Annotated in this window: 16 protein-coding genes; 3 read left to right on the forward strand and 13 right to left on the reverse strand. The window is 60.9% G+C overall.

What is annotated here, in order from left to right; translation table 11 throughout:
* Positions 1 to 149: 149 nt before the first annotated feature.
* Both Enr13x_RS34495 and Enr13x_RS34500 read right to left on the reverse strand, forming a co-directional pair.
* Positions 150 to 416, reverse strand: coding sequence for a hypothetical protein (locus tag Enr13x_RS34495; protein ID WP_145391428.1), 267 nt, complete (start codon positions 414 to 416; stop codon positions 150 to 152).
* Positions 417 to 420: 4 nt separating this feature from the next.
* Positions 421 to 1638: a cell surface protein gene (locus Enr13x_RS34500; RefSeq protein WP_145391430.1), complete on the reverse strand. Its 1218-nt coding sequence runs from the start codon at positions 1636 to 1638 to the stop codon at positions 421 to 423.
* A gap of 160 nt (positions 1639 to 1798) precedes the next feature.
* On the opposite strand from Enr13x_RS34500, the gene Enr13x_RS34505 reads away from it, so the two are divergent.
* Positions 1799 to 2176, forward strand: a complete 378-nt coding sequence (locus Enr13x_RS34505) for a DUF6384 family protein (RefSeq protein ID WP_145391432.1) — start codon at positions 1799 to 1801, stop codon at positions 2174 to 2176.
* Positions 2177 to 2194: 18 nt separating this feature from the next.
* Positions 2195 to 3616 (forward strand): coiled-coil domain-containing protein, encoded by a 1422-nt coding sequence (locus Enr13x_RS34510; protein WP_145391434.1) that lies wholly within the window; start codon positions 2195 to 2197, stop codon positions 3614 to 3616.
* Positions 3617 to 3623: 7 nt separating this feature from the next.
* Here the strand turns inward: Enr13x_RS34510 and Enr13x_RS34515 are convergent, their stop codons facing one another.
* From Enr13x_RS34515 to argB, 4 genes are all read right to left on the reverse strand, one after another.
* Positions 3624 to 4652 carry an L-threonylcarbamoyladenylate synthase gene (locus Enr13x_RS34515; protein WP_231743951.1) on the reverse strand — a complete coding sequence of 343 codons (1029 nt, stop codon included), beginning with the start codon at positions 4650 to 4652 and terminating at the stop codon, positions 3624 to 3626.
* A 7-nt stretch (positions 4653 to 4659) separates the two neighbouring features.
* Positions 4660 to 5355: a ribonuclease PH gene (rph, locus tag Enr13x_RS34520; protein WP_145391436.1), complete on the reverse strand. Its 696-nt coding sequence runs from the start codon at positions 5353 to 5355 to the stop codon at positions 4660 to 4662.
* A gap of 183 nt (positions 5356 to 5538) precedes the next feature.
* A complete protein-coding gene (gene argF, locus Enr13x_RS34525; protein ID WP_145391437.1) occupies positions 5539 to 6474 on the reverse strand; it encodes an ornithine carbamoyltransferase in 936 nt (311 codons plus the stop codon).
* A 59-nt stretch (positions 6475 to 6533) separates the two neighbouring features.
* The gene (gene argB, locus Enr13x_RS34530; protein WP_145391439.1) at positions 6534 to 7397 is read right to left on the reverse strand and encodes an acetylglutamate kinase; all 864 of its coding nucleotides are present in this window, start codon (positions 7395 to 7397) and stop codon (positions 6534 to 6536) included.
* Positions 7398 to 7589: 192 nt separating this feature from the next.
* On the opposite strand from argB, the gene proC reads away from it, so the two are divergent.
* Positions 7590 to 8396 carry a pyrroline-5-carboxylate reductase gene (proC, locus tag Enr13x_RS34535; protein WP_145391441.1) on the forward strand — a complete coding sequence of 269 codons (807 nt, stop codon included), beginning with the start codon at positions 7590 to 7592 and terminating at the stop codon, positions 8394 to 8396.
* Between the two features lie 151 nt (positions 8397 to 8547).
* On the opposite strand, the gene odhB is transcribed toward proC, so the two are convergent.
* From odhB to Enr13x_RS34570, 7 genes are all read right to left on the reverse strand, one after another.
* Positions 8548 to 9843: a 2-oxoglutarate dehydrogenase complex dihydrolipoyllysine-residue succinyltransferase gene (odhB, locus tag Enr13x_RS34540; protein WP_145391443.1), complete on the reverse strand. Its 1296-nt coding sequence runs from the start codon at positions 9841 to 9843 to the stop codon at positions 8548 to 8550.
* A 112-nt stretch (positions 9844 to 9955) separates the two neighbouring features.
* The gene (locus Enr13x_RS34545; RefSeq protein ID WP_231743952.1) at positions 9956 to 13333 is read right to left on the reverse strand and encodes a DEAD/DEAH box helicase; all 3378 of its coding nucleotides are present in this window, start codon (positions 13331 to 13333) and stop codon (positions 9956 to 9958) included.
* A gap of 45 nt (positions 13334 to 13378) precedes the next feature.
* Positions 13379 to 15088 carry an ABC transporter permease gene (locus Enr13x_RS34550; protein ID WP_145391445.1) on the reverse strand — a complete coding sequence of 570 codons (1710 nt, stop codon included), beginning with the start codon at positions 15086 to 15088 and terminating at the stop codon, positions 13379 to 13381.
* The gene (locus Enr13x_RS34555; protein WP_145391447.1) at positions 15085 to 16011 is read right to left on the reverse strand and encodes an ABC transporter ATP-binding protein; all 927 of its coding nucleotides are present in this window, start codon (positions 16009 to 16011) and stop codon (positions 15085 to 15087) included. The genes Enr13x_RS34550 and Enr13x_RS34555 overlap by 4 nt, the downstream gene beginning before the upstream one ends.
* A gap of 59 nt (positions 16012 to 16070) precedes the next feature.
* Positions 16071 to 18434, reverse strand: coding sequence for a hypothetical protein (locus Enr13x_RS34560; RefSeq protein WP_145391448.1), 2364 nt, complete (start codon positions 18432 to 18434; stop codon positions 16071 to 16073).
* Positions 18431 to 18760, reverse strand: coding sequence for a hypothetical protein (locus tag Enr13x_RS34565; protein WP_145391450.1), 330 nt, complete (start codon positions 18758 to 18760; stop codon positions 18431 to 18433). The genes Enr13x_RS34560 and Enr13x_RS34565 overlap by 4 nt, the downstream gene beginning before the upstream one ends.
* Before the next feature lie 208 nt (positions 18761 to 18968).
* Positions 18969 to 21089 carry a hypothetical protein gene (locus tag Enr13x_RS34570; protein ID WP_145391452.1) on the reverse strand — a complete coding sequence of 707 codons (2121 nt, stop codon included), beginning with the start codon at positions 21087 to 21089 and terminating at the stop codon, positions 18969 to 18971.
* Positions 21090 to 21377 lie beyond the last annotated feature (288 nt).

Genomic DNA, 21377 nt, shown 5'->3' on the forward strand with positions numbered 1-21377 from the left:
AATCCCCAACCGGGCAGACCCGTCGCCTCCATCGCGTGGGGTCCTCTCGTCTCGGACTCCGCCGACAGTCGGTCTGCCAAACAAGGAAGAGCGTCCGAAACTCGTCGCCGGTGCCGCTACCCCAAAACAACAATTTTGGGATACCGACGTTAGTATAGCTCGCCGGAGCGTTGGTCGGTGTCGTTGATCGCGGCTTGTGATTTCCGCAAGGTCTCGGTGAATTCGGCCAGCGTCGAGGCGAACCGGGACAGGCTCGGCCCCAGAGGGGCGAGAAACTCCCGCTCGAACTGGACCGCGCGGTCGTCGCGCCAGTCCTGTTTGGTTTCCTGCCACAACCGGGCGAAATCGTTGAATTCACGCCGGAATCGATTCTGGGCATCGGTCAGGGGGGCGAGGTTCAGTGGATCAAGTGGCATGGCTTTAGCGTTTGATCTGATCGCGTGCGTGGCGGGCCAGTGTTTCCTGGTACTTCTTTTTGCCCGCTTCGACACTTTTGCGAATCGCCCGTGTGCTCTCTTCGCTCTCCTTGCGCAACTCGGTGATCATCTCCAACGACTCGATCTGAAAATCGCTGATCGCATCGACCAGTTTCTGCACCGATTCCGGATTGATCGTGCTGCCGTACCCGGCTTTCAACGCGGCGCGTTCCAGTTCACGCCCCAAGTTGGCGACGTCTTCCAACCCCTTGTTGACGCCGTCCTTCATCGCCTCGGTCGCCTGGGTGACTTCGTGTAGCCCGTGCTGGCTTTGATAGACCGTCCCCAGGATGGTGAAGACGTGTTCGTTGGTGGTGAAAAACGTGACCGCACGGCGGTACACCCGTTCTTTGACATCGTGCGTCTGTTTCAGCTTGCTGATCAACGTTTCACCGACGTCGTAACCGATCTCCAGGTTCTCGGCGATGTCCTTGAGCAATTGGTAGGTCTCGTCCTCGTCTTCGTACTTCTGACGCGACTCGTCACGCGCCAGTTCCAACTGGCTCTTGCCCCCTTCGTCGCTGCCGCTGTAGTTGTCCAGCGCGTCTTGGGCATCGGCCAGTGCCTTTTGAGCCGCTTCCATGCGTGGGGAATGGGCATCGAGCAACTCCCGCGCCAGCACTTCGGCCTCCTTGAGCGCGAATCGAAAATCGATGTACGCGTCCATGATTTGGTCTTCGCTCTTGAGCGCCTGCTTGGTGTCCTTGGCGACGTCGGAATAGATTTCGACGATTTTTTCGAAGCGGTCGTTGGGCGTCCCCCGGCGGATCTTCATCCACCAGTTGGACAGTTTTTCGGTGCCGCTGATGCGACCGTCATCCAACTGGGCGATCAACCGCTTGCTGTCCTCGCGGACGGAGTCGAATTCCTGAGAAATCTGCAAGTACCGGTTGCCGACCTCGATGCTTTCGACATTCTCACGCACCAACGCGTTGAACGCCCCCATGTGCTGAATCACGTCCGCGATCGCCAACACTTTGCCCTCATCGAGATGTTTGACGCCTTCGAGCAGGGAAATCAATTCCTGCGGGGCACCGCTTTTGCTGTCGACGCCGAAATCCTTCAACACCTGAACCGCATCGTTGAGGTATTTCCGCATCTTGCTCGTATCGCGTGGCTGAGACTGGGCTTGCGATGCAGACGCTTGAGCTTGCTGGGACATGTTTTTGGGTCTTTGACGGATGTATGTTTGCGAAAGAAACCGACGACGGGCGTCAACACGCCTACCAAGTTAGCGCACCGATGCCCCAGACGCAATCGAGACGGTATCTTGTATCCTCGGGCATCGCTCCCACGCCTTCGTTTTCCGATCATCAACCGCGATGAGCCAAGCACAAGCCAAACAGACGCAAATCGAACTCCCCGGCCAACACCTGACGCTGCAGGAAACGCTGCGGGTGATGGACGTCGCCCGGGAAATGCGGGACCAACGCGAGAAAGCCGAGGAGATGTTTCGCCGGGACGACATCCGCGTCGCCCTGCGTGAAAAACTGATGCGGACCGCGCGATTGTCCGGTGACAACGTCACCGAGGCGGAAATCGATGCGGCGATCGGCCAGTACATGGAAACCCTGCACACCTACCAGGATCCCGCGCCGGGATTGAAACGGTTTTTGGCCCACTGTTGGGTCTGGCGGGGCAGAATTCTCTGGTCGTTGGCCGCGGGAATCGCCGGCGGCCTTTGGTACTTCTTCGGTTAGCCCAGGATTGCGTGCAACATGACGATTTCCGGTCCGGCAATGCACCGTCTGCTGATGGACGGTTACAGAGACATTCAACAGCGCATCGAGGGGATGCAGTCGGGGCTCTCCTCGATCGACGCCCAACGCGACCAGTTGGGTGACGACCGCAGCGACGCGCTCGTCAATCTGGCGGAATACTACCTGCCCGAACTGACCCGCGACGCGATCGAGTCGTCTTGGGGTGAAGTCCGTGATCGCGTGCAGCGGGTCTTGATGCGAAAAGAAGACCACCGCCGCCGCGTGTCCGCCGCCCTGGCCGATGCCAACGATCGGCGCACGCTGCAAGAGGACCGCTTGCTGGAAATCAATGCCGACTATGACGCAGCGAAAGCCGAACAAGACGAACTGGCCTCGCAAGTCGAATCCGAATTGGCCGCCGACGAAACCTTTGCCTCCCTTTCCAATCAAGCCGCCATGGCCGAAGCCGCCTTGGAGCGGGCCGAAGCCAACTTGAATGAGATCGAACAGGACGCCGCGCGGAAATTGCCGGGTTACGAAAACAGCACCCTGTTCACCTACCTGAGAGACCAAAAATACGGCACCGACCAATACGGCAAACGCGGCTTCACACGACGGATGGATCGCTGGCTGGCCCAATACATCGATTACCACAAAGCCAGCCAGAGCTACCAATTCCTGGCCGAAACGCCCGAACAGATGCGCAAGCTGATCGCCGAGGACCGCGCGGCGCTCGATACCGTGATGGAGGAACTGGAAAAGCGACGCGATCTGGTCGTCAAACGACTCGGGCTGACAGCCGCCGTGACCAAAGCCGAACACTTGAGCGAACGCCGCGAACGGCAACTCCTCGAGCTGGACAAACTCCGCGACGAGACCGAATCGCTGCAACACGAATGGATGGACCTGGAAGACACCCGCGGAGAGTACTACCGCGAGGCCGTGTCGGCGATCCGCGAACGGCTTGCCGAGATCGACGCCCGCGACCTGGCCTCCACCGCCCGCCGAACCCCTTCGCTGACCGATGATCAGATCGTCGCACGAATCCAAGGAGTCGACGAAAAACTCGATGACCTGGACGGCGACACCCGTCGACATCACGACGAGATCCGCGACATGCAACGTTGTATCGAAGCGCTCGGCCGGCTGATCCAGCGTTTCCGCGCGGCCAAGTTCGACGCCGCGCGGTCACAGTTCGAACCCTCGCTGGACATCCAGGACCTGTTGCAACGGGCCAAGAACGAACGCGACATCGACGACGCCTGGGCTCGACTCCGCCGCGCCCAACGCTGGGGGCCGACGCTCAGCCGGCAACTCGGCAATGTCGCCTCGCACCCGATGTCCCAAGTCTTGATCGGCGCGATGGCACTCGCCGCCGGAGCGGCAAAGAAAGATCACACCGACCGAGCCGCCCGCCGCCGCGGCCAGAACCGCCGTTAGGTCTGCACTAGCCGGCGGCGCGGTCGATGCGGTCCATGATGGCTCGGCCGATGCCCGAGCGGTCGCAGCGGTCGATCACGATCAACTCGCACGCCGTTGCGTCGGCTTGGCGGATCGCCGTGAACAGGTGCTGGGCGACTTCGTTCAAATCACCGGTCGAACTGAGCGACCGATACCAACCGAAACGGCCGGCCTGGGCATCGGGCAGTGGGGCGAAGGTGATCCGCGCGACCCGCGACGGTTCAAGTTTCTCGGGTTGCCAAGCGTCCACGATCCTGAGCGGCTTGGTCGGCGAATAATGCTTGGCCAACATCCCGGGTGCGGGCATCGCGGCCACCGGGTCGGTTCGCCCGGAACCGTCACCGGCTGCGTTCGCGTCGTCCTCGTGCGGCAGTTGGACGAACCCGAATGCGTCTTGAAGCTGCTCCACCGAGATGCTTCCCGGGCGCAGCAATTCGACGCCTTCACTCCGCAGCCGAATGATCGTGGACTCCAAACCGCATTGGCATTCACCGCCATCGAGGATCATCGCGACCTTGTCACCGAGCCCTTGCCGAACATGCTCGGCGCAGGTCGGGCTGACGTAGTTGGACGGATTGGCACTGGGCGCGGCGATCGGAAACTCGCACGCGGCCAACAGCGATCGCATCACCGGATGGCTGGGGACGCGAATGGCAACGGTCGGCGCCCCCGCGGTGACTTCATCGACCACCTCGGCCGAACGGGGAACCACGACGGTCAACGGCCCGGGCCAAAACGCGGCGGCGCGTTGCCATTGGTCGGCCAGCCATGGGGGATGATCGACGTGAACCCAGCGCCGCGCCGATTCGGCCGAGTCGACGTGGATGATCAGCGGGTTATTGGACGGCCGCCCCTTGGCTTCAAAGATTTTCCGAACCGCGACCGGATTGGTGGCGTCGGCGGCCAATCCATAAACGGTTTCGGTCGGCACACCGACCAATCGACCCTCGGCAAGGTGCAGGGCCGCTTCGGAGATCGAAGCGTTCGATGCGGCTTTGATCTTGGCACTGGACACGCGACGGTCAACCGATCACATCGCGTTGCAACGTCGTCAGCTCGGCGATTCCTTTGCGGGCCATCGCCAGCATCGCGGCCAATTGGTCGTCGTCAAACGTCGCTTCTTCACCGGTGCCTTGGATTTCCACAAACTTGCCGCTGCCGGTCATGACGACGTTCATGTCGACGTCGGCGGCGAAGTCGAGTTCGTAGTCGAGATCCAATTTGACGGTGTCCTTGATCACGCCCACGCTGATCGCGGCGATGCTGTCACACAGCGGCCCTTCGCCGATCTTCGCATCGGGTAATTCGTTCCTGACGGCTTGGGCCAGCGCGATGAAGCCGCCGGTGATCGATGCGGTACGCGTGCCGCCGTCGGCTTGCAAGACGTCGCAGTCGACGACGATGGAGCGTTCGCCGAGCGCTTTCAGGTCCACCACGGCACGCAACGAGCGACCGATCAACCGCTGGATCTCTGTCGTCCGCCCGTCCACCTTGCTCCGCTCACGTCGTTTTCTCGGCACGGTGCTGCCGGGCAACATGTTGTATTCGGCGGTCACCCAGCCTTTCCCCTTGCCTTCCATCCACGGCGGAACACTGGGTTCCACCGATGCGGTGCACAGGACGATCGTGTTGCCGGACTTGTACAGCACGTTGGCGGGATGATGGGCCAAGTAACCGAGTTGAATCTCGACCGGGCGTAGTTGATCGTCGGGGCGCATGGGGAATCGGAGTGGAGGGGGAGGAAGTGTTGCGGAAAGAAGGGTCGGTGAAGTGGCGTAAGCTTCCAGCTTGCGGGTCGGTGGGGGAGGGTTGGACGCTGGCGCGTCTCAGGGGACGCAAGCTGGAAGCTTACGCCACTTGGAAGCTTACGCCACTTGGAAGCCTGCGCCACTTGGGGGCTTTTAGACGACGTTTTTGGCGATCCAATCGCGACCGAGCAGCCAGACGAGCAAGCCTTTCTGGGCATGCATCCGGTTTCCGGCCTGACGGACGATGACGCTTTGATCCCCGTCGATCACTTCGTCGGTGATTTCTTCGCCACGAACCGCCGGCAAACAATGCAGCACGCGGGCCGAGGAGGGGGCCGCGGCGAGCAGCGTCTTGTTGAGCTGGAAATCGGCAAAGGCCTGGCGACGGGCCACCATCTCGGCCTCTTGCCCCATGCTGGTCCAGACATCGGTGTAGATGGCATCGGCCGTCTTCACCGCCGCGGCCGGGTCCCGCACGGATTCGATTTCCGCGTTCGGATAGGCCGCCCGCAGCTTTGCCATCCAATCCGAATCCATCTCGTAGCCATCGGGACAGGCCAACGTGAAACGCATCTTCAGCATGGCGCAGATCAACGCCAGCGACTGCGCCACGTTGTTGCCATCGCCGACGAACACAAGATGTTTGCCGACGTAGGAGCCGAACACTTCCTCGATCGTCAGAATATCCGCCAGCGCCTGGCAGGGATGACAGAGATCGGTCAATCCGTTGATCACCGGCATCGCGTCGAAACTGGCCAGCAATTCCACTTTGGCGTGCTGTTTGGCGCGACAGACGACGGCGTCGACGAATTGGCCGAGCACGTTGGTGAAGTCGGACGGTGCTTCACGTTTCCCCCAGCCGACATCGGAACCGAGAAACAGACTCTCGCCCCCCAGCTGCGCCATCCCGGCCTCGAAACTGACCCGCGTCCGCAAGCTGGGCTTTTCAAACAATAGCGCGATGACCTGGTTCTTCAAAATATTGGGCCGGTCACCGGCAGCCAACTTTTTCTTGACGACACCGGCCGTCCGCAGAATCAGCTGCAAGTCGTCGGGACTGATATCGAACAGGGATAAAAAGTGTTGCATGAGAAGAACGACTCACTTGCCAGCGTGATGAGAAATGTGCCTGAACACGACAAGGTTAGTTACTTGTAGATTTCGGTGCCGACGCCTTCGGAGGTGTAGATTTCCAACAGCAACGAATGTCGCAGTCGACCGTCGACGATGTGCACCTTGCCGACGCCCCGTCCGAGTGTTTCCAAACAGGCTTCGACTTTGGGAATCATACCCGAGGCGATGTGACCGGAGTCAATCAGCGCGCGGGCTTCGGTCTCGCTCAGCGAGTGAATGATCGTGTCGGGATCATCCTTGTCCATGCGAACGCCGTTGACGTCGGACAGGAAGACCAGCTTTTCGGCACCGAGCGCCTGGGCGACCGCCATCGCCGCGGTGTCCGCGTTGACGTTGTAACAACGCCCATCTTTGCCTTCACAAAAACTGGGGATCACGGGGACCTGGTCGGTGTACAACAGCCCTTCGATGACGCTGCGATCGACTTCGGTCACCTGGCCGACGTGCCCCAAGTCTTCTCCGCTGTCCAAATGCAACTGCTCTCCGAACAGCACGTTGGTGCTGTGCACGGACAGATTCATCGCCCGGCCGCCGAGCCGTTCGATCTCGTCGGTTAAAAACTGATTGACCTCACCTGCCAACACCCGCCGCACGACCTCCAACGTCGCATCGTCGGTGTAGCGCCGGCCGTGGATGAATTTTGGCTCCACGTTCGATTCGGCCAACGCCCGGTTGATCGCTTTCCCACCGCCGTGAACCACCACGGGTTTCATCCCCACCGTTTCCATAAAGATCACATCCAACAGGATGTGCATCAACGCGTTCTCGTCGTCCAGCACGCTGCCGCCGAGCTTGATGACGGTGGTCTTGCCGCGGAACCTGCGGATCCATCCCATCGCTTCGATGAGGGTGTCAGCTTTGGCGATCGCTTCTTGCACGCGGGAGACTCCAAACCGTGAGAAGGTTAAACTGTGCACGTCGAAATGGGCAAAACGAAAAACGGACCATGCTAGGTGCCCGCCCGATGGGGGTCAATTGCGGGCCGGCCCGCTGGGCCCAGGTATCCGAAAAGATCCGCGGCTGTAACTGAATCCCGCCCCCCCAGGGGCAATCACCGAAAAGAAATCGAGATGAAGAAAGCGACTGTTGTAGTGATCGGCGGCGGACAAATGGGCCGCGCCTTGGTCGGCGGGATGCTGGCATCGGGCTTCGCCGCCGCCGAACAGATCACCATCGTGGACCCCAGCCCCGACAGCCGCCAGTGGTGGGCCAGCCAACACCCGACCGTCGGGTTCCGTGACAGGCTCGGTGGTGATGACGCCCAGGCCGACATTTTCTTGCTGGCGGTCAAGCCGCACCTGGTCCCGCAGGTGGCCGCCGAAATCGCCGGATTGGTGGACCAGACTAAACTGGTCATCTCGATCGCCGCCGGGGTTTCCCTGCAAACCTTGTGCGAGCATGTCGGTCACGAGCGCGTCATCCGCGTGATGCCGAACACCCCCAGCCTGGTCGGCGCCGGGGCGAGTGCGTTTTGTGTGGGCCCGGGGGCGACGGAGGAAGATTGCCGGTGGATCGAACAGGCCTTGGCCGGTATCGGAACGGTCGCCCGCGTCGCCGAATCGCAAATGGACGCGGTCACCGGACTGAGTGGCTCCGGCCCGGCCTACATCTGCTTGGTGATCGAGGCCCTCGCCGACGGCGGCGTGCTGGCCGGGCTACCGAGACAGTTGGCGATGACCCTGGCCGCCCAAACCGTGATGGGCACCGCCAAGATGGTGATGGAATCCGGTCGCCACCCCGGAGAACTGAAAGACGCCGTCGCCAGCCCCGGCGGCACGACGATCGCCGCGCTGAAGGTGCTGGAAGAACGGGGACTGCGTGCGGCACTGATCAACGCCGTCGAAACAAGCGCGCGACGCAGCGGGGAGTTGGGTTAGTTTCAGGTTTCAGGTTTCAGGTTTCATTGTTGCCCGATATTTTCTTGTCTGGCCATTCTTCGTCCGTCCACCAGTTTTCTGCCCTCCATTTTTCCGTCACTTGCCGGTCGCCAACTGACTTGGAACTTGAAACTCGAAACCTGAAACTTTTCTAAAGCTCCAAGAACAATCTCGCCGGATCTTCGATCACTTCTTTGATCGTTCTTAGGAACCCGACGGCTTCGCGGCCGTCGACGATGCGGTGATCGTAGGTCAGCGCGACGTACATCATCGGCCGGATTTCGACTTTGCCATCGATCGCGACGGGCCGGTCTTGGATCGAATGCAGACCCAGGATCCCGCTTTGCGGCGGATTGACGATCGGGGTGCTGAGCAGCGAACCGTAGACGCCGCCGTTGCTGATGGTGAACGTGCCACCGATCAGGTCTTCGGCTTGCAGCCGGTTTTCGGTCGCCTGTTTGGCGAAATCGGCGATCGTCCACTCGATTTCGGCAAATGACAATCGTTCGGTGTTGCGGATGATCGGCACGACCAATCCTTTTCCGCCGCCGATGGCAACGCCGATGTCTTGGTAATTGCGGTAGATCGCGCTGTCTTCACGGATCTCGGCGTTGACGGCCGGAAAACGCCGCAGTGCTTCGACGGCGGCTTTCGCAAAGAACGACATAAAACCCAGTTTGACGCCGTGCTTTTCCAAGAACGCGTCTTTGTATTTCTTGCGGAGACTCATCACCGGCTGCATGTCGATCTCGTTGAACGTCGTCAGCAGTGCGGCGGTTTGCTGGGCGTTGACCAGCCGCGAGGCGATGGTTCGGCGCAGCATGCTGAGCGGTTTGACCTCTTCGCTGCGGTCGGGCGCCCCGGTCATCAACGTGCTGGTCGGCTTGGACGGTGCGGTGACGCCTGTCGAGGCGGCGGGTTTGCCGGCCGGTGCTGCGGCGGGCGATTCCTTAGCCGGTTGGGACGCCGGCTTCGCCCCGCCCGATTCGAGATACTTCTGCACGTCTTCTTTCAACAGCCGGCCGCCGGGTCCGCTGGCGGGGACGTCCGAGGCCGACAAACCGTTCTCGTCGAGCAGGCGTTGGGCGGCAGGCATCACGAAGCTGGCGGCCGATCCGCCCGCCCCGGTTCCAGCAGTGGAATCGGCTGACGCGGTGGCCGAGCCCGAGCCTGGGGACGCCGATGCGTCTGAGTCGGGTTTTGGGGCGACACGGATTTTTGCGATCAGCTCGCCGATCTCGGCAAAATCCCCCTCCTGCTTGCTGATCCCTTCCAGAAATCCCGCCGCCGGGGCGGGCAGCTGGACCGATGCCTTCTCCGTCTCAATCTCCACCAAGTCTTCGCCCGAATCGACCCATTCGCCTTCGGACTTGATCCAAGCCCCCAATTGAACTTCGGTGATGGATTCGCCAACGGTCGGCACTTCAACGTCTACGATTTCGCTCACGGCTTCCGGATGTCCCAATCAAAGATGAAGATCGAATTTTTCCCGTCAAACGCGGGCATCGTCACAGGATAGCGGGCGAATGCCAAGGTGTCATCGACGGAAACCGGCCCAATTACGTTCTCAGCATCCGGATCAGATCGTCGTTGGACAGTTTGGCGGCGGCCTCGGTCCCGGCCATCACGCCGGCGACGAGATCGCGTTTGGATTCGTGCAGCGCCAAGATTTCCTCTTCGATCGTCCCCCGGGCGACGATCCGGTAGACCATCACCGGTTTGTCTTGCCCCATCCGGTGGGCCCGGTCGGTCGCCTGGTCTTCCACCGCCGGATTCCACCAGGGATCCATGTGGATGACGTAGTCGGCGGCGGTCAGATTCAAACCGGTTCCGCCGGCTTTGAGCGAAATCAGGAAGACGTCGGCGGTGCCGGTTTGGAACTCGTCGACGGCCACCTGCCGCGCCTTGGCGGGCGTCGACCCGTCCAGGTACTGGTATGTGAACCCACGCTCATCGAGGGCCTTGCGGATCAGAGCCAGATGCTCGGTGAACTGGCTGAACACGAGCGCCCGGTGCCCTTCTTCGCGGAGACTGTCCAAGGTTTCACAGAGCTGATCGAGCTTGGCCGACGAATCGGTCCACTGCTTGTTGACCAAACCGGCGTGGCAGGCGATTTGCCGCAGCCGTGTCATCAGCGCCAAAATCTTGAACCGTTGGTCTTTGATGTCCGGCAGGGCTTCCAGGGTTTCAATTTCGCCGATCGCCGCCAAACGCACCTTCTCGTACTCGGCGCGCTCGGCCGGACTCAGATCGACATACAGGTTCATTTCGGTGCGGGGCGGCAATTCGGTCAACACCTCGGACTTGGTGCGGCGGAGCACGAAGGGCTGCAACCGCTCGGCGAGCGCGTGGCGCGCCGACTCGCTGCCTTCCTTTTCGATCGGCCCGGCGAACCGCTTGCGAAACTGTTCCCAACCGCCGAAGACGCCGGGCGAAACGACGTGGAACAGACTCCACAATTCACCGAGGTGGTTTTCCACCGGCGTTCCGGTCAGCGCGACCGTCCAGTCGGCATCGATCCCGGCGATCGCCTTGCTGGTCTTGCTGCGGCTGTTCTTGATCGCCTGGGCCTCGTCCAACACCAGCGTCGACCACGACACGCCGGCGAGCGCCTCGGCATCGCGCAAGGCCAGACCGTAGCTGCAGACCACCAGCGACCGGGGCCCGACCGTCGGCAAAAATTCGCCGCGCTCGGTTTCGCGATACAGGTGGACGTCCAGGTCGGGGGCAAACCGTTCGGCCTCACGCTGCCAATTGAACCCGACACTGGTCGGCGCGATCACCAGCGCCGGTCCGTCGGCGGATCGATCCAGCAAGACGGCAAGCGTTTGCAGCGTTTTGCCCAGCCCCATGTCGTCGGCCAAGATGCCGCCGACACCCCACTCGGCCAACTTCCGCAACCACTTGAAACCGTCGACCTGGTAATCGCGTAAATCGGCATCCAGATTTTTCGGCACGCGCGGATCCAGCTTCTCCGCCTTGGCCAATCGTTTGATGCACTTTTCCCAAGCCCGGCTGGCTTTGACGGCGACGTCGGAATCGACCAATTCACGAATCGCGGGAGCCGCCGTCGCATCCAGCTTCAGCGTGTTGCGATCCTTGTGCGTCGCGTCCTGCAATCGTTTCAGTCGCTTCCGCAACCCTTCGGAAATCCGGGCCCATTGCCCATCGGCCAATTTGATGTAATCGCCGACGCCGCCTTGATCGTCCGCCGGCAGCCCGTTGATCAGATCCGCCAACGGCATCGAGTGCTCGCCGAACGTGCATTCCCCGGAGACGCCGAACCAATTGCGTTTGTTGGTGATGTCGACCTTGACGTTGCTGCTGGACAAATTTCCGAGCACCGAGACCGGTTTTTCGCCGGTGCGATCCCACAACACCTCAACGCCACTTTCGGGTGACTGCAGGTCTTCGATCAGACGCAGCGCGTCGCCGAAGTCATCGATCGTTCCGAACCAATTCTCGCGGTCCACCGACAGACGCCAGCGTTTGAGCAACCGATCGATTTGCCCGGACTCTCGAGTGACCGAGCGGGCCAATTGCCGCTTCTTGCCCTCGCGCTCGGTCGCCACCACCATCGGCCCGGCCAGCGGTCGACGCAACACGCCGGCGGCGTCGCGGACGCGGAGCCCGAAATCGAGCCTGCCGTCGGCTCGACTGCGAAGCAAAATCGCCGCACGGGCGTCCACAAAGCTGACCGGGCCTGCCACCGAAGGCGGTAACAGAATGGAGATCTGTTTTTGAAGTTTGGCCAACGGCTCCAGCAGGTCCTCGAGACGGTCCAACGCGACCGGGGGCAATTGGCAAAGCGAACGAATCAACTCGGCTTCCTGCGACGTCGCCTTGCCGACCAAGATCTCGTCGGCGTCCAGGTCGATTCGCAAAAACGATTCGCGCGACGCGATCACTTTGGAATAGATCTTTGATCCGTCTTCATTGGAAAACAGGACGCGGTGGCTGTCCTTGGACGTCCCGACGGCAAGGTAATTGGGATACTCTCGGATCGCGATCGGATCCGAATCCCAGGCCACATTGTCCTGCCCCACCAGTTGCTCGATCGCTTCGATCGCGTCCAACTGGTAGCTGGAGTCGCCGTAGTAATACCGCTCGGCACGCTCGATCTTGGCGACCACCGCCAGATCCGCGTCCGTCAACGGAAGGGAACGATCCGTCAACAGCTTATCGAGACGGATCTTCTTGCCCTTGGTGAACCCACCGCCACGTTTCTTTTTTTGCTGCAACAGCGGTCGGACCGACAGATAGCCACCGCTGCTCTCGGTGAAATCCCAGAGGATGCGGCGCGGCACGTTCTCCGCCAACGGCGGAAGCAGATCGTCATCTTCGTCGGCGACATCGGAGAACAGATCGCTTTGCTCGGCCGCAATTCGATTCAGCTCGGCGATCGCGAGGGTGGACGGGTCGAGCGAATAGGCGTCGCGCGGCGGCGTCCCCGACTCCAGCACGCCTTGCGCGATCCGCGACCGCAAGGGTTGGTTGTGCTGCAATTGTGCGAGCGCGTGCGTCACAAATTGATAGCAGTGCAAGCAGGGTTCGAATCCGCCCGATGCGGGGCAATCACAACCCGCCGGCGCCGACTCCGCGTCCACGGTCAAGTAGACGTTGTGACGGACTCCATCGAGTGACCACGTTCCCTGCATTTCCCCGCAACGATAAATCCTTTCGATGTGGATTTTGGCCGGCAGCGTCCCGTTGGTCCGCTGGCGAGCTTGCTCGGACCTCATCTGGTGGGGAAAGCTTTCCAACAGCTCTCGGATCGCGACAAACCAAGCGTTGACGTCCTGGCAGTCAAACTCGGGTTCATCGAACCAGTCCTCCTCGTCATCGATCAAGGACTGCAACCCGAGCAAGCTGTTTTGGTTCTTTGCTTGCGAGAGGACTTTGCGAAGCTTGTCGATTTGGATTTTCGATCGCGACACCGGGAACTCCGTTTCGAATGGTTTTGTGGTCGACGCCGAATCAATCTAACGTCCGCCACCGCTTTGGACGAGTTGGTTTTCCGACTCGTCCGCCAAATCCTGCTTGACACGCAACGGGACTGCGATTTTCCGCAGCCGGAACTCGCGAAACAGCGGAATCAAATTGATCGCCAAAACTCCCGCACCGACCGCCAGGATCAACATCGCGACTTCCGCCGGCAGCCCCCGTGAGCTAAAGGCTTCGTTCCAAGTCCACATCCAATTGCTCGCGTGCAAGGCGGAGTAGTTGAACGAGACACGGCCTTGGATCGCCACATCGATAATCGCCGGCACGATCACGCCTAAAAAGTAAGCGACCAAGGCGGCAATCAATGGGGCGGCGAAGGAGGGCCCGAATCGCTTCAAAAAAGGCATCGAAAGCAAACGAATGATGCCCAGATAACCGAGCAGATAGCCCATCATCATCGCGGCAAAAATCGGCGGCGGCGTGTCGACACTCGTCCCCCCGGCGATGCCCGTCCGGACACCAAACACACCCACCGCGGCCAACACCACCAGACCCGCCACGCCCGTGGCGACGACAAACATGAATCCGGTCCCCGGCCCGGGCATCCACCACGTGAACAGCATCCGAGTCCCGTAGGTGGCCGGCAATCCACGCCGCACGCGGGGGCTCAGATCCGACGCTTCGCCGCACATGAACATCCCGACCACCAGCCAAAAAATCCCCAGGTACAGCAGCCCGTCATTGATCCATTCAAAATCGCCGCTCGCCCAGGCGGTGTAGGCCATTGTCACCACCCAGATCGCCTGTTGGAAAAACAAGATCGCGCGCAACCGGGTCGAGCGATTCTCCGTGACCGGCGCGATCCGGGCCGCCGCCGCGCCCACAAACAGCACGACGAACGACGCCGCGACGGTGAACCACGCCAGAAACCCGAACCAAGTCCCACTCCATTGCTCGGGTAACACCAGTGAGAAAACAAAACCGCAACACGTGAACTCCACCACCACGATGAACGCGACCAAGCCGACCAGCAGAAACGTTTGTAGCGTCCGACCCTTGGCCAGCGTCGACAGCACCAGGGCGAGCGCGGTCAGCACCATCGCCGTGATAAAGATGATCGCGACGACCAAGATGATGGTCAGCAACCCGATCCCACGGAGCAGGTAGCAAAACGCCAAACAGGGCACGATCGCGGAAAAGTAAATCAGCATCTGCAGCACGGCGCTGTTCATTTTCCCCGACACGATCCGCCAGGCCGTCAAGCGTGTGATCGCCAACATCTCGTACGTCCCTTCATCCAGCTCCGCGGCCAAGGACCGAAACGCCACCAAGGGCACGAAGGCGAACATCGAAACCGACAAGATCATGAAGTAGCCGATCATCATCGATTCACCGGTCGGGATGTAATACACATCCGGCGCGTTGAACACGATCCCCATGATCGTCCAGACGCATGACGCGGCCAGCAAACAAAAAAACGTGATCAGGAACTGCTTGCTCTTGAGCGACTGCCGGGCCTCCTTGACCAAGATCGGGTTCAACAGACTCGTCAACCGATCGGTCGCCCGATCCACCCCGCCCCAAAAACCGCTCGCGTCGGGATCCAGCGCCAGTGCCGGATAGGGAATCGCTTGGCCACCGCCGCCGAGTGAAAGCTCGGCAACCGCTGGCGCCGCTTGGTCGGCCGCCGGTCTGGGATCGCCGTCGGCGCCGTCCCCAGCAGGTCTCGATGCACCTGGATCGCTCATTGCACGTTCCCCGCGGTGACCTTTAGGAACAGATCCTCCAACGATTCATCCACCACTCGGTATTCCAAAACGTTCACGCGGGCGTCGCAGAGACGATGCAAGATCTCGATCTGGTGCTGTCGATTGCCGGCGACGCGAAACTGCAGCGTGCGATTGAGTTCCACGACATCGGACACTTGCTCACACTGCGCGAGGATCGTTTTGGCGGTCTCGGTTTCACCGTCGATGACGACGATCAAATCCAAATGCGTTTGCGAATTGCCTTTTAGACCCGCGACGGTGTCGTTGGCCAGCAACCGCCCCTGCTCGATGATGCCGACTCGATCGCACATCTCGGCCAACTCGCTCAAGATATGGCTGCTGATCAAAATCGTCTTGCCATCGGCGGCCAGCGATCGAATGATCTGCCGCAATTCGATCCGAGCCCGCGGGTCCAGCCCGGCGGCGGGTTCATCCAGGATCAGCACCGAGGGGTCATGGATCAGGGCGCGACCGAGACAGAGACGCTGGCGCATTCCTTTGCTGAGGCCGGTGATCGGTTTTTCGGCCATCGAACGCAGGCCCGTGAAGTCCATCACCCAGCGGATCCGCCGCGTCCGCTCGCGTCCGACCAGCCCGTTGGAACGCGCAAAGAAATCCAGGTACTCGGCACAATTCGTGTCGCTGTACGAACCGAACGCGTCGGGCATGAACCCCAGTCGCCGGCGGACACGGTCGGGATCGTTGACCGAGGACAGGCCTTCGATGAAGGCGTCGCCGGCGGTCGGCAATTCCAGCGTCGCCAGGATCCGCATGCTGGTCGTTTTCCCCGCCCCGTTGGGACCGATATAGCCGAACACGCTGCCCCGCGGCACCATGAACGAAACGTGATCGACCGCGCGGGTGCTGCCGAACAATCGCGTCACGTCTTGCAATTCGATCATCGGTCCCTGCCAGGGTGTCGGCGGGACAGATGTTGGCGGGACAGCGGTCTTCAACCCCGTCACGGCAGCAGCCCTCCGATCATCCGGACGCATTCATCTTGCACACATTCGCGGAGCGCAAACTGGTCCGCCGGCACTTCGGTCAGCGCCAGAAAGGAACGCCGCTGCGGATTTCGCGAGAAATCCAACACCCGCTCTTCGATCCCGGTTCGGTCGTTCATCGAGACACGGTTTTGATACGGCGTCGGCATCTGGGACGAATCCGGATCGACGACCCCGAGTGCGATCATGGAAAGTGTGTTGGAGTTTGCCTGTTCCAGCGCCACCGTCGCTTCGGACGCCACGTTCCGGGTGATCCAGTACTTGCCTTGGTCGTCGCGCACGCCCACGATCGACAGCGGCGTCGGCAAATGGTTGGTCAGCGAAACGCCCTGGTTGTCGAAACGGATCTCGACCGGAGACACTCCGACGTGCGGACGCGTGACCAGATAATGAACCTGAGTCCGTGTGGGCAGGAAGTCACCCGAGTACAGCCGGCCGTCGCCGACTTGATCGATCAAATAATCACCCGGCCGCGAGTCGTCGGCGGAATAGTAGTTGTAGTTGTTCATCATTTCCGAATGATGGACCGGCAACACAAACGCGTCGCCGGGGAACCGCAATCCCCGTTGATTGTCGACCACGGTGTAATACGTCTGACGCGACTGGTCGATCACCGGGACGCGTCGCGGCTGGCCGTCGCCTGGGGGCGAAACGGGATGCCGACCGTCGATCCAGGTCAATTGCCGGATCCGAGCCCGGTTGTCAAAACCGTCGGAAAGAAAGGCGTAGAAAAACAATCCCATCGTGGCGAAGAACGCCAGCGCGGGCGCCAGAAAGTACAGCAAGTACAGCCGCCCGCGACGCCGCAACCCGAAGTACAGCAGCGGTCCCATGATCAACACGAACAGACCGTTGAGGATCACAAACATGGTCACCGGCGGCTGGCCCACCGTCGACATCAACCAGGCCCAGTAGCTGTCGTTACCGGTGGCGTAGTCCACGCCGTTCCGCTCGCCCCATTTCTGCTTGTCCATCTCCAACGACTTCCAAAGCTGGAACGACCCCGGAAACGGATCCTCTTGCTCGATCAGGACAACACGCCCCCAACCGTACGGCATCACCCCCAGCCCGGCGAGGAGTTTCTTTTTGGTCACCGTCTGAACCATCGGATGCTTGACCGCCACCAGATCTTCGTACACCGATTTCCGCGTCTTCTCACTGGAACCGTAGGCGTACGAATTGGAGTAATAGGTCCCATAGTTCCAAGGCTGGTACTGGATCGCCGAGGTGTCGTTGGGCTGGCTGAGCGTCATCGTGGAGGATGGCTTGGCCCAATACCGGAACGACTTGTTGACATCCCCTCGCGCGCCCCCGAGCCAACTCGGCCGATCAGCCCCGGCCGGCGAGCGGTCAAGCGGCGTGACGCCGAGCGGGGGATTCTTGTTAGCGGCAGGGCGCGAGCCCTCCGGTCGTTCCCCGTCAACCTGGACCGCTCGCCCCGTTCCGCGAACAGCTTCAGAGTCGACGGAAATGTCATTGGGTGCCGCCTGCGAGGGTGCCGCTTGCAACGGTGCCGCGTAGGCCCAGATCTGCCCGCCCGCGGAAACCCAGCGTTTGAGTTCCGCCAATCGGTCGGGTTGCTCTTGTTCAATTCGCTGCAGCAACGGATACGGTGCCAGGATCAGGTCCAACTGGCTGTATCCGATCCACGAGGCCTGCAGGGCGTCTTCGTCGATCACGCGGAACCGTGCCCAGCCGTAGACGAGGTCGTCGAGGAACTTTCGCGACTGCTTCTCGGACAGTCGCGGCACGTCGGCCTTTTCACTGATCGCGGCTTCGCCCAGGATCGTTGCGATCGAACGCAGGTCGGGAAAGCGGGTCCACGTGTCGGTCGAGGTCGCGGCGTCTCGGGGGACCATCACCCCGATCGACATGTATTGCCCCCAGTCTTGCACCGACGCCGGGATCGCCAACCTGGACGTGACCTTTCCCAACCGCCGGCCGTCTTCGATCACCTGGACCGAACAGGATTCCCAGCGATAGAAGTGCGGCACCTGGACCGGCACGCCGTAATTCTTGACGCCTTGGGGCACCGTCACCTGGCAGGAAAACTGAAAATCGATCTCGGTCGCGTATTGGGTCCGTGGCCGAAACACGATGCGCAGCTGTCGCTGGCGGGTAAACGACTTGCCGATCGCCCGAAACCGCAGCATGATCGGCTGAAACCCCTCGTTACCCAACCGCTCGGTGCTCACGAACATCGTGAACCCGGCTTGGGCCGGATTGGAGGGTGCCGTCCCCAGTTGAATCTCTTCGGCGCCGGCCGAGACCACGATCAGCGCCCCCAGGGACACGACGACCAGACGAAGCAAACGTCTCATGAGGTTGCGCCATCGCGGCGATTTCGATCCGCCATCGCGACGGGCATTTCCGTTGTGGGCACATGCACCCGCAGCGGTTGTTCCGGACCGACGGCCGCCGAGCCGATCGTCGAAAACAAACTCGCCAACGAAAACGATCCGACGTACATCAAAAACGGCAGGGTCAGCGCCGCGATCAAGACCGTCGTCAACACCGCCCACTGTTGCCCCGTCGTGATCGCTTGCTCAATCACCCCCATCGCAACGGCGCACACCGTGACCAATCCGATCAACCAACGAAGCGAGATTTTGGGGAGAAACGGTTCGGTTGCAGTCGGATCGGTCATGAAGCACTCTTTCCCTGTGGCGATGTAGGCCCCCCAGCATAGCAAACCCCAGCGATCGCCGCGGTGGGGTTCTCAGGACTCAGGACCCAGGACTCACAACCACAAAAAAAAGCCCCGACAAGTTTCCTTGTCGGGGCCGTCTCGCGGGTGATCGTGCCAACGCTGAGCTGCGTTTGAAGCGGGGCTCAGCGTCTGGGTCGTGGCAGGATCAGTTGCAGTTGGTGCAACCGGCGCCGGTTGCGATCGGGGCGGTGCCGCCACAGTTGACGCAGCCGGCTCCAGGAGCGGCGGACGAGCCGTAGCTGTAGACGGGCACTTGGACCGTGGTCGGAACGGGTTTGCAGACTTGCACCTGCACTTCTTTCATCGTCGTCTTGGGCACGCAAACATTGTACGTTTCCGGAACTTCTTCGGTCACGTTTTCATAAACGGTGACGTTGTAGGTTCGGACACGTTCCTGTTTGACACAAACGGTGTAGTTGACCTCACGCTCGCGGGTTTGGTTTTCCATCCGAGTCTTGGTGACCGTCCGCGTGCCTTCTTCCGTCTTGTAGGTCGTCTGAGGGACCATGCGGGTGCGGGTTTCGTTCACCATTTTGGTGACCGGAACCATCTGCGTCTTGGTCTCGTTGCGATACTTGGTCACTTCGCGCGTCCGCTCCTCTTGGCGGGTCGAGCACTTCGTCACCATGCGTTTGCGAGTCTCAGGGACCATTTCGCAATACGGGACTTCGCGGGTGCGAGTTTCGATCCGCGTCTTGGGAACGTTGACCGTTCGCGTTCGAGTCTCCGTCATCATTTCGCAGTAGGGAACTTGTCGCTCATGCGTTTCCATCCGCGTGCGTCGGACCGGAACTTCGCGGGTATGCGTTTCGGTCTTGTACTTGGTCACGTTGACGGTTCGCTCCTCGGTACGCATTTTTCGAACCTGGACGGTTCGCATGCGTTGCTCGGTGCGATAGCGGGTGACATTCACCAGACGCTTCTTCGTTTCCGGCCGACACTTGGTCACCGGGACCGTGCGGGTCTTGGTTTCGGTGACGTAGCGGGTCGTCGTGTAGGTGTACGGCTCCTCGGTGGTCTGACGCTGGTACGTCGTGACCGGGACCTCTTTGGTGACCAAGTTGGGCACCCAGACTTGTCGATAGCTGACCGCCGGTGCACAACCGCTGCCGCCGACGACGCCGGCCGATCCGCCACATCCGCCGCAAGGATTGCAAGCGGTGGCGCACCCGCCGCAAGGGTTGCAAGCGGCGACACATCCGCCGCAAGGATTGCAAGCCGCGGTTCCGCCACAGGCTCCACAACCACTGCCTGCACCAGCACCAGCACCCGCTTCAACCGCTTGACTCTGGTAACTGCCGTGGTCCTCGGTGACGGTCTTGACGGTCGTCACCGGCACGCACTTGGTGACCGTACGGGTCGCGGTCTTGGTTTCCGTGACGGGAACTTGAACCGAGTAGGTCTCCTCGACGTCGACGGTGTAGGGCACCATCACCGTGTACGGCTGCTCGACCTGATCGGTGTAGGGAACGCTCACCGAATACGGTTGCTGAACCGTTTCGCAATACGGAACCTGGACGGTGTAGGTGTGCGGTTCGGTGTAGGGCACGCGGACCGCATACGTTTGCGTCACCGTATCGGTGTAGGGGACGCAGACCTGGTATTTTTCGGTCCGCATCTTTTTCACCGGCACTTGCACGGTGTATTCCTGCTCGACCGGCTCGGTGTAGCGGACACAAACGTCATACGTTTCGGTCTTCGTCTTTTGAACCGGAACGTGAACGGTGTATTCCTGCTCCACCTGCTCGGTCACCGGGACGGTCGCCATGTACGTCTCGGTTTCTTTGTAGGGGACACAAACGGTGTAGGTCCGTTCGACCTCGGTCGTCTTGGGCACGCACACCGTGTAGGTCTGTTCGACCTCGGTCGTCACCGGGACCTGCACCTTGTAAGGCACTTCCTCGGTGTACGTGACGGGCACGCAAACCGTGTAGGACTCGGTTTTGGTACGAATTTCGGGCACATTGACCGTGTAGGTCTGCTCGCGGGTTTGCACTTTGGCAATTTGCCGCGTCACCGTACGCATTCGGGTGCGCTGTTCGGTTTCGTAGGTCGTCGTCGGAACGAGGCGGGTTTCCGACACCAGTTGCGGTCGCATGACCGTCCGGGTTTCGTACGTGACGGCAGGGCCGGCGGCCCCTCCGGCGGTGACGCAGCCAGAACCGCTTGCGCAGCCCCCGCAATCGCCGCATTGGGCAAAGACATTGGCCGCAAACAACAGTGCGGTGCAAAGTCCTGCCAGTCCTCGATTGATACTTTTCTTCATTCAGTGAGTCCTCCTAAAAAGTCTCACAGCCAGTGATCTCACAGCCAGTGAGCCGATGATGGGAATACGAGTGGTTTTTAACGGCTGCGTAGTATGGGCTACTGCCCAGCCCCATGAATGTAAACCTGCTCAAACCCCTGTCAACAAACACGCGACGCAGAGACGACGCAAATCGCGAGTTTTACCCAGGTGTTCAAAACGGAACCATGGAAGCCGAAGCAGGCCGCCAGCGCATCTCGATCCGACAGGGATCGATTGCCCTATCCCGCTGAAGCGAAAACACCCGGA

The sequence above is a fragment of the Stieleria neptunia genome (assembly GCF_007754155.1).
In the GTDB taxonomy this organism is placed as follows: domain Bacteria; phylum Planctomycetota; class Planctomycetia; order Pirellulales; family Pirellulaceae; genus Stieleria; species Stieleria neptunia.

Excerpts from the sequence above, each read along its gene's own strand:
- Enr13x_RS34565 (WP_145391450.1), bottom strand. The coding sequence starts at position 18,760 with ATGACCGATCCGACTGCAACCGAACCGTTTCTCCCCAAAATCTCGCTT.
- Enr13x_RS34570 (WP_145391452.1), bottom strand. The coding sequence starts at position 21,089 with ATGAAGAAAAGTATCAATCGAGGACTGGCAGGACTTTGCACCGCACTG.
- proC (WP_145391441.1), top strand. The coding sequence starts at position 7,590 with ATGAAGAAAGCGACTGTTGTAGTGATCGGCGGCGGACAAATGGGCCGC.
- Enr13x_RS34560 (WP_145391448.1), bottom strand. The coding sequence starts at position 18,434 with ATGAGACGTTTGCTTCGTCTGGTCGTCGTGTCCCTGGGGGCGCTGATC.
- Enr13x_RS34495 (WP_145391428.1), bottom strand. The coding sequence starts at position 416 with ATGCCACTTGATCCACTGAACCTCGCCCCCCTGACCGATGCCCAGAAT.
- Enr13x_RS34555 (WP_145391447.1), bottom strand. The coding sequence starts at position 16,011 with ATGATCGAATTGCAAGACGTGACGCGATTGTTCGGCAGCACCCGCGCG.
- argF (WP_145391437.1), bottom strand. The coding sequence starts at position 6,474 with ATGCAACACTTTTTATCCCTGTTCGATATCAGTCCCGACGACTTGCAG.
- Enr13x_RS34510 (WP_145391434.1), top strand. The coding sequence starts at position 2,195 with ATGACGATTTCCGGTCCGGCAATGCACCGTCTGCTGATGGACGGTTAC.
- Enr13x_RS34505 (WP_145391432.1), top strand. The coding sequence starts at position 1,799 with ATGAGCCAAGCACAAGCCAAACAGACGCAAATCGAACTCCCCGGCCAA.
- Enr13x_RS34550 (WP_145391445.1), bottom strand. The coding sequence starts at position 15,088 with ATGAGCGATCCAGGTGCATCGAGACCTGCTGGGGACGGCGCCGACGGC.
- Enr13x_RS34500 (WP_145391430.1), bottom strand. The coding sequence starts at position 1,638 with ATGTCCCAGCAAGCTCAAGCGTCTGCATCGCAAGCCCAGTCTCAGCCA.
- rph (WP_145391436.1), bottom strand. The coding sequence starts at position 5,355 with ATGCGCCCCGACGATCAACTACGCCCGGTCGAGATTCAACTCGGTTAC.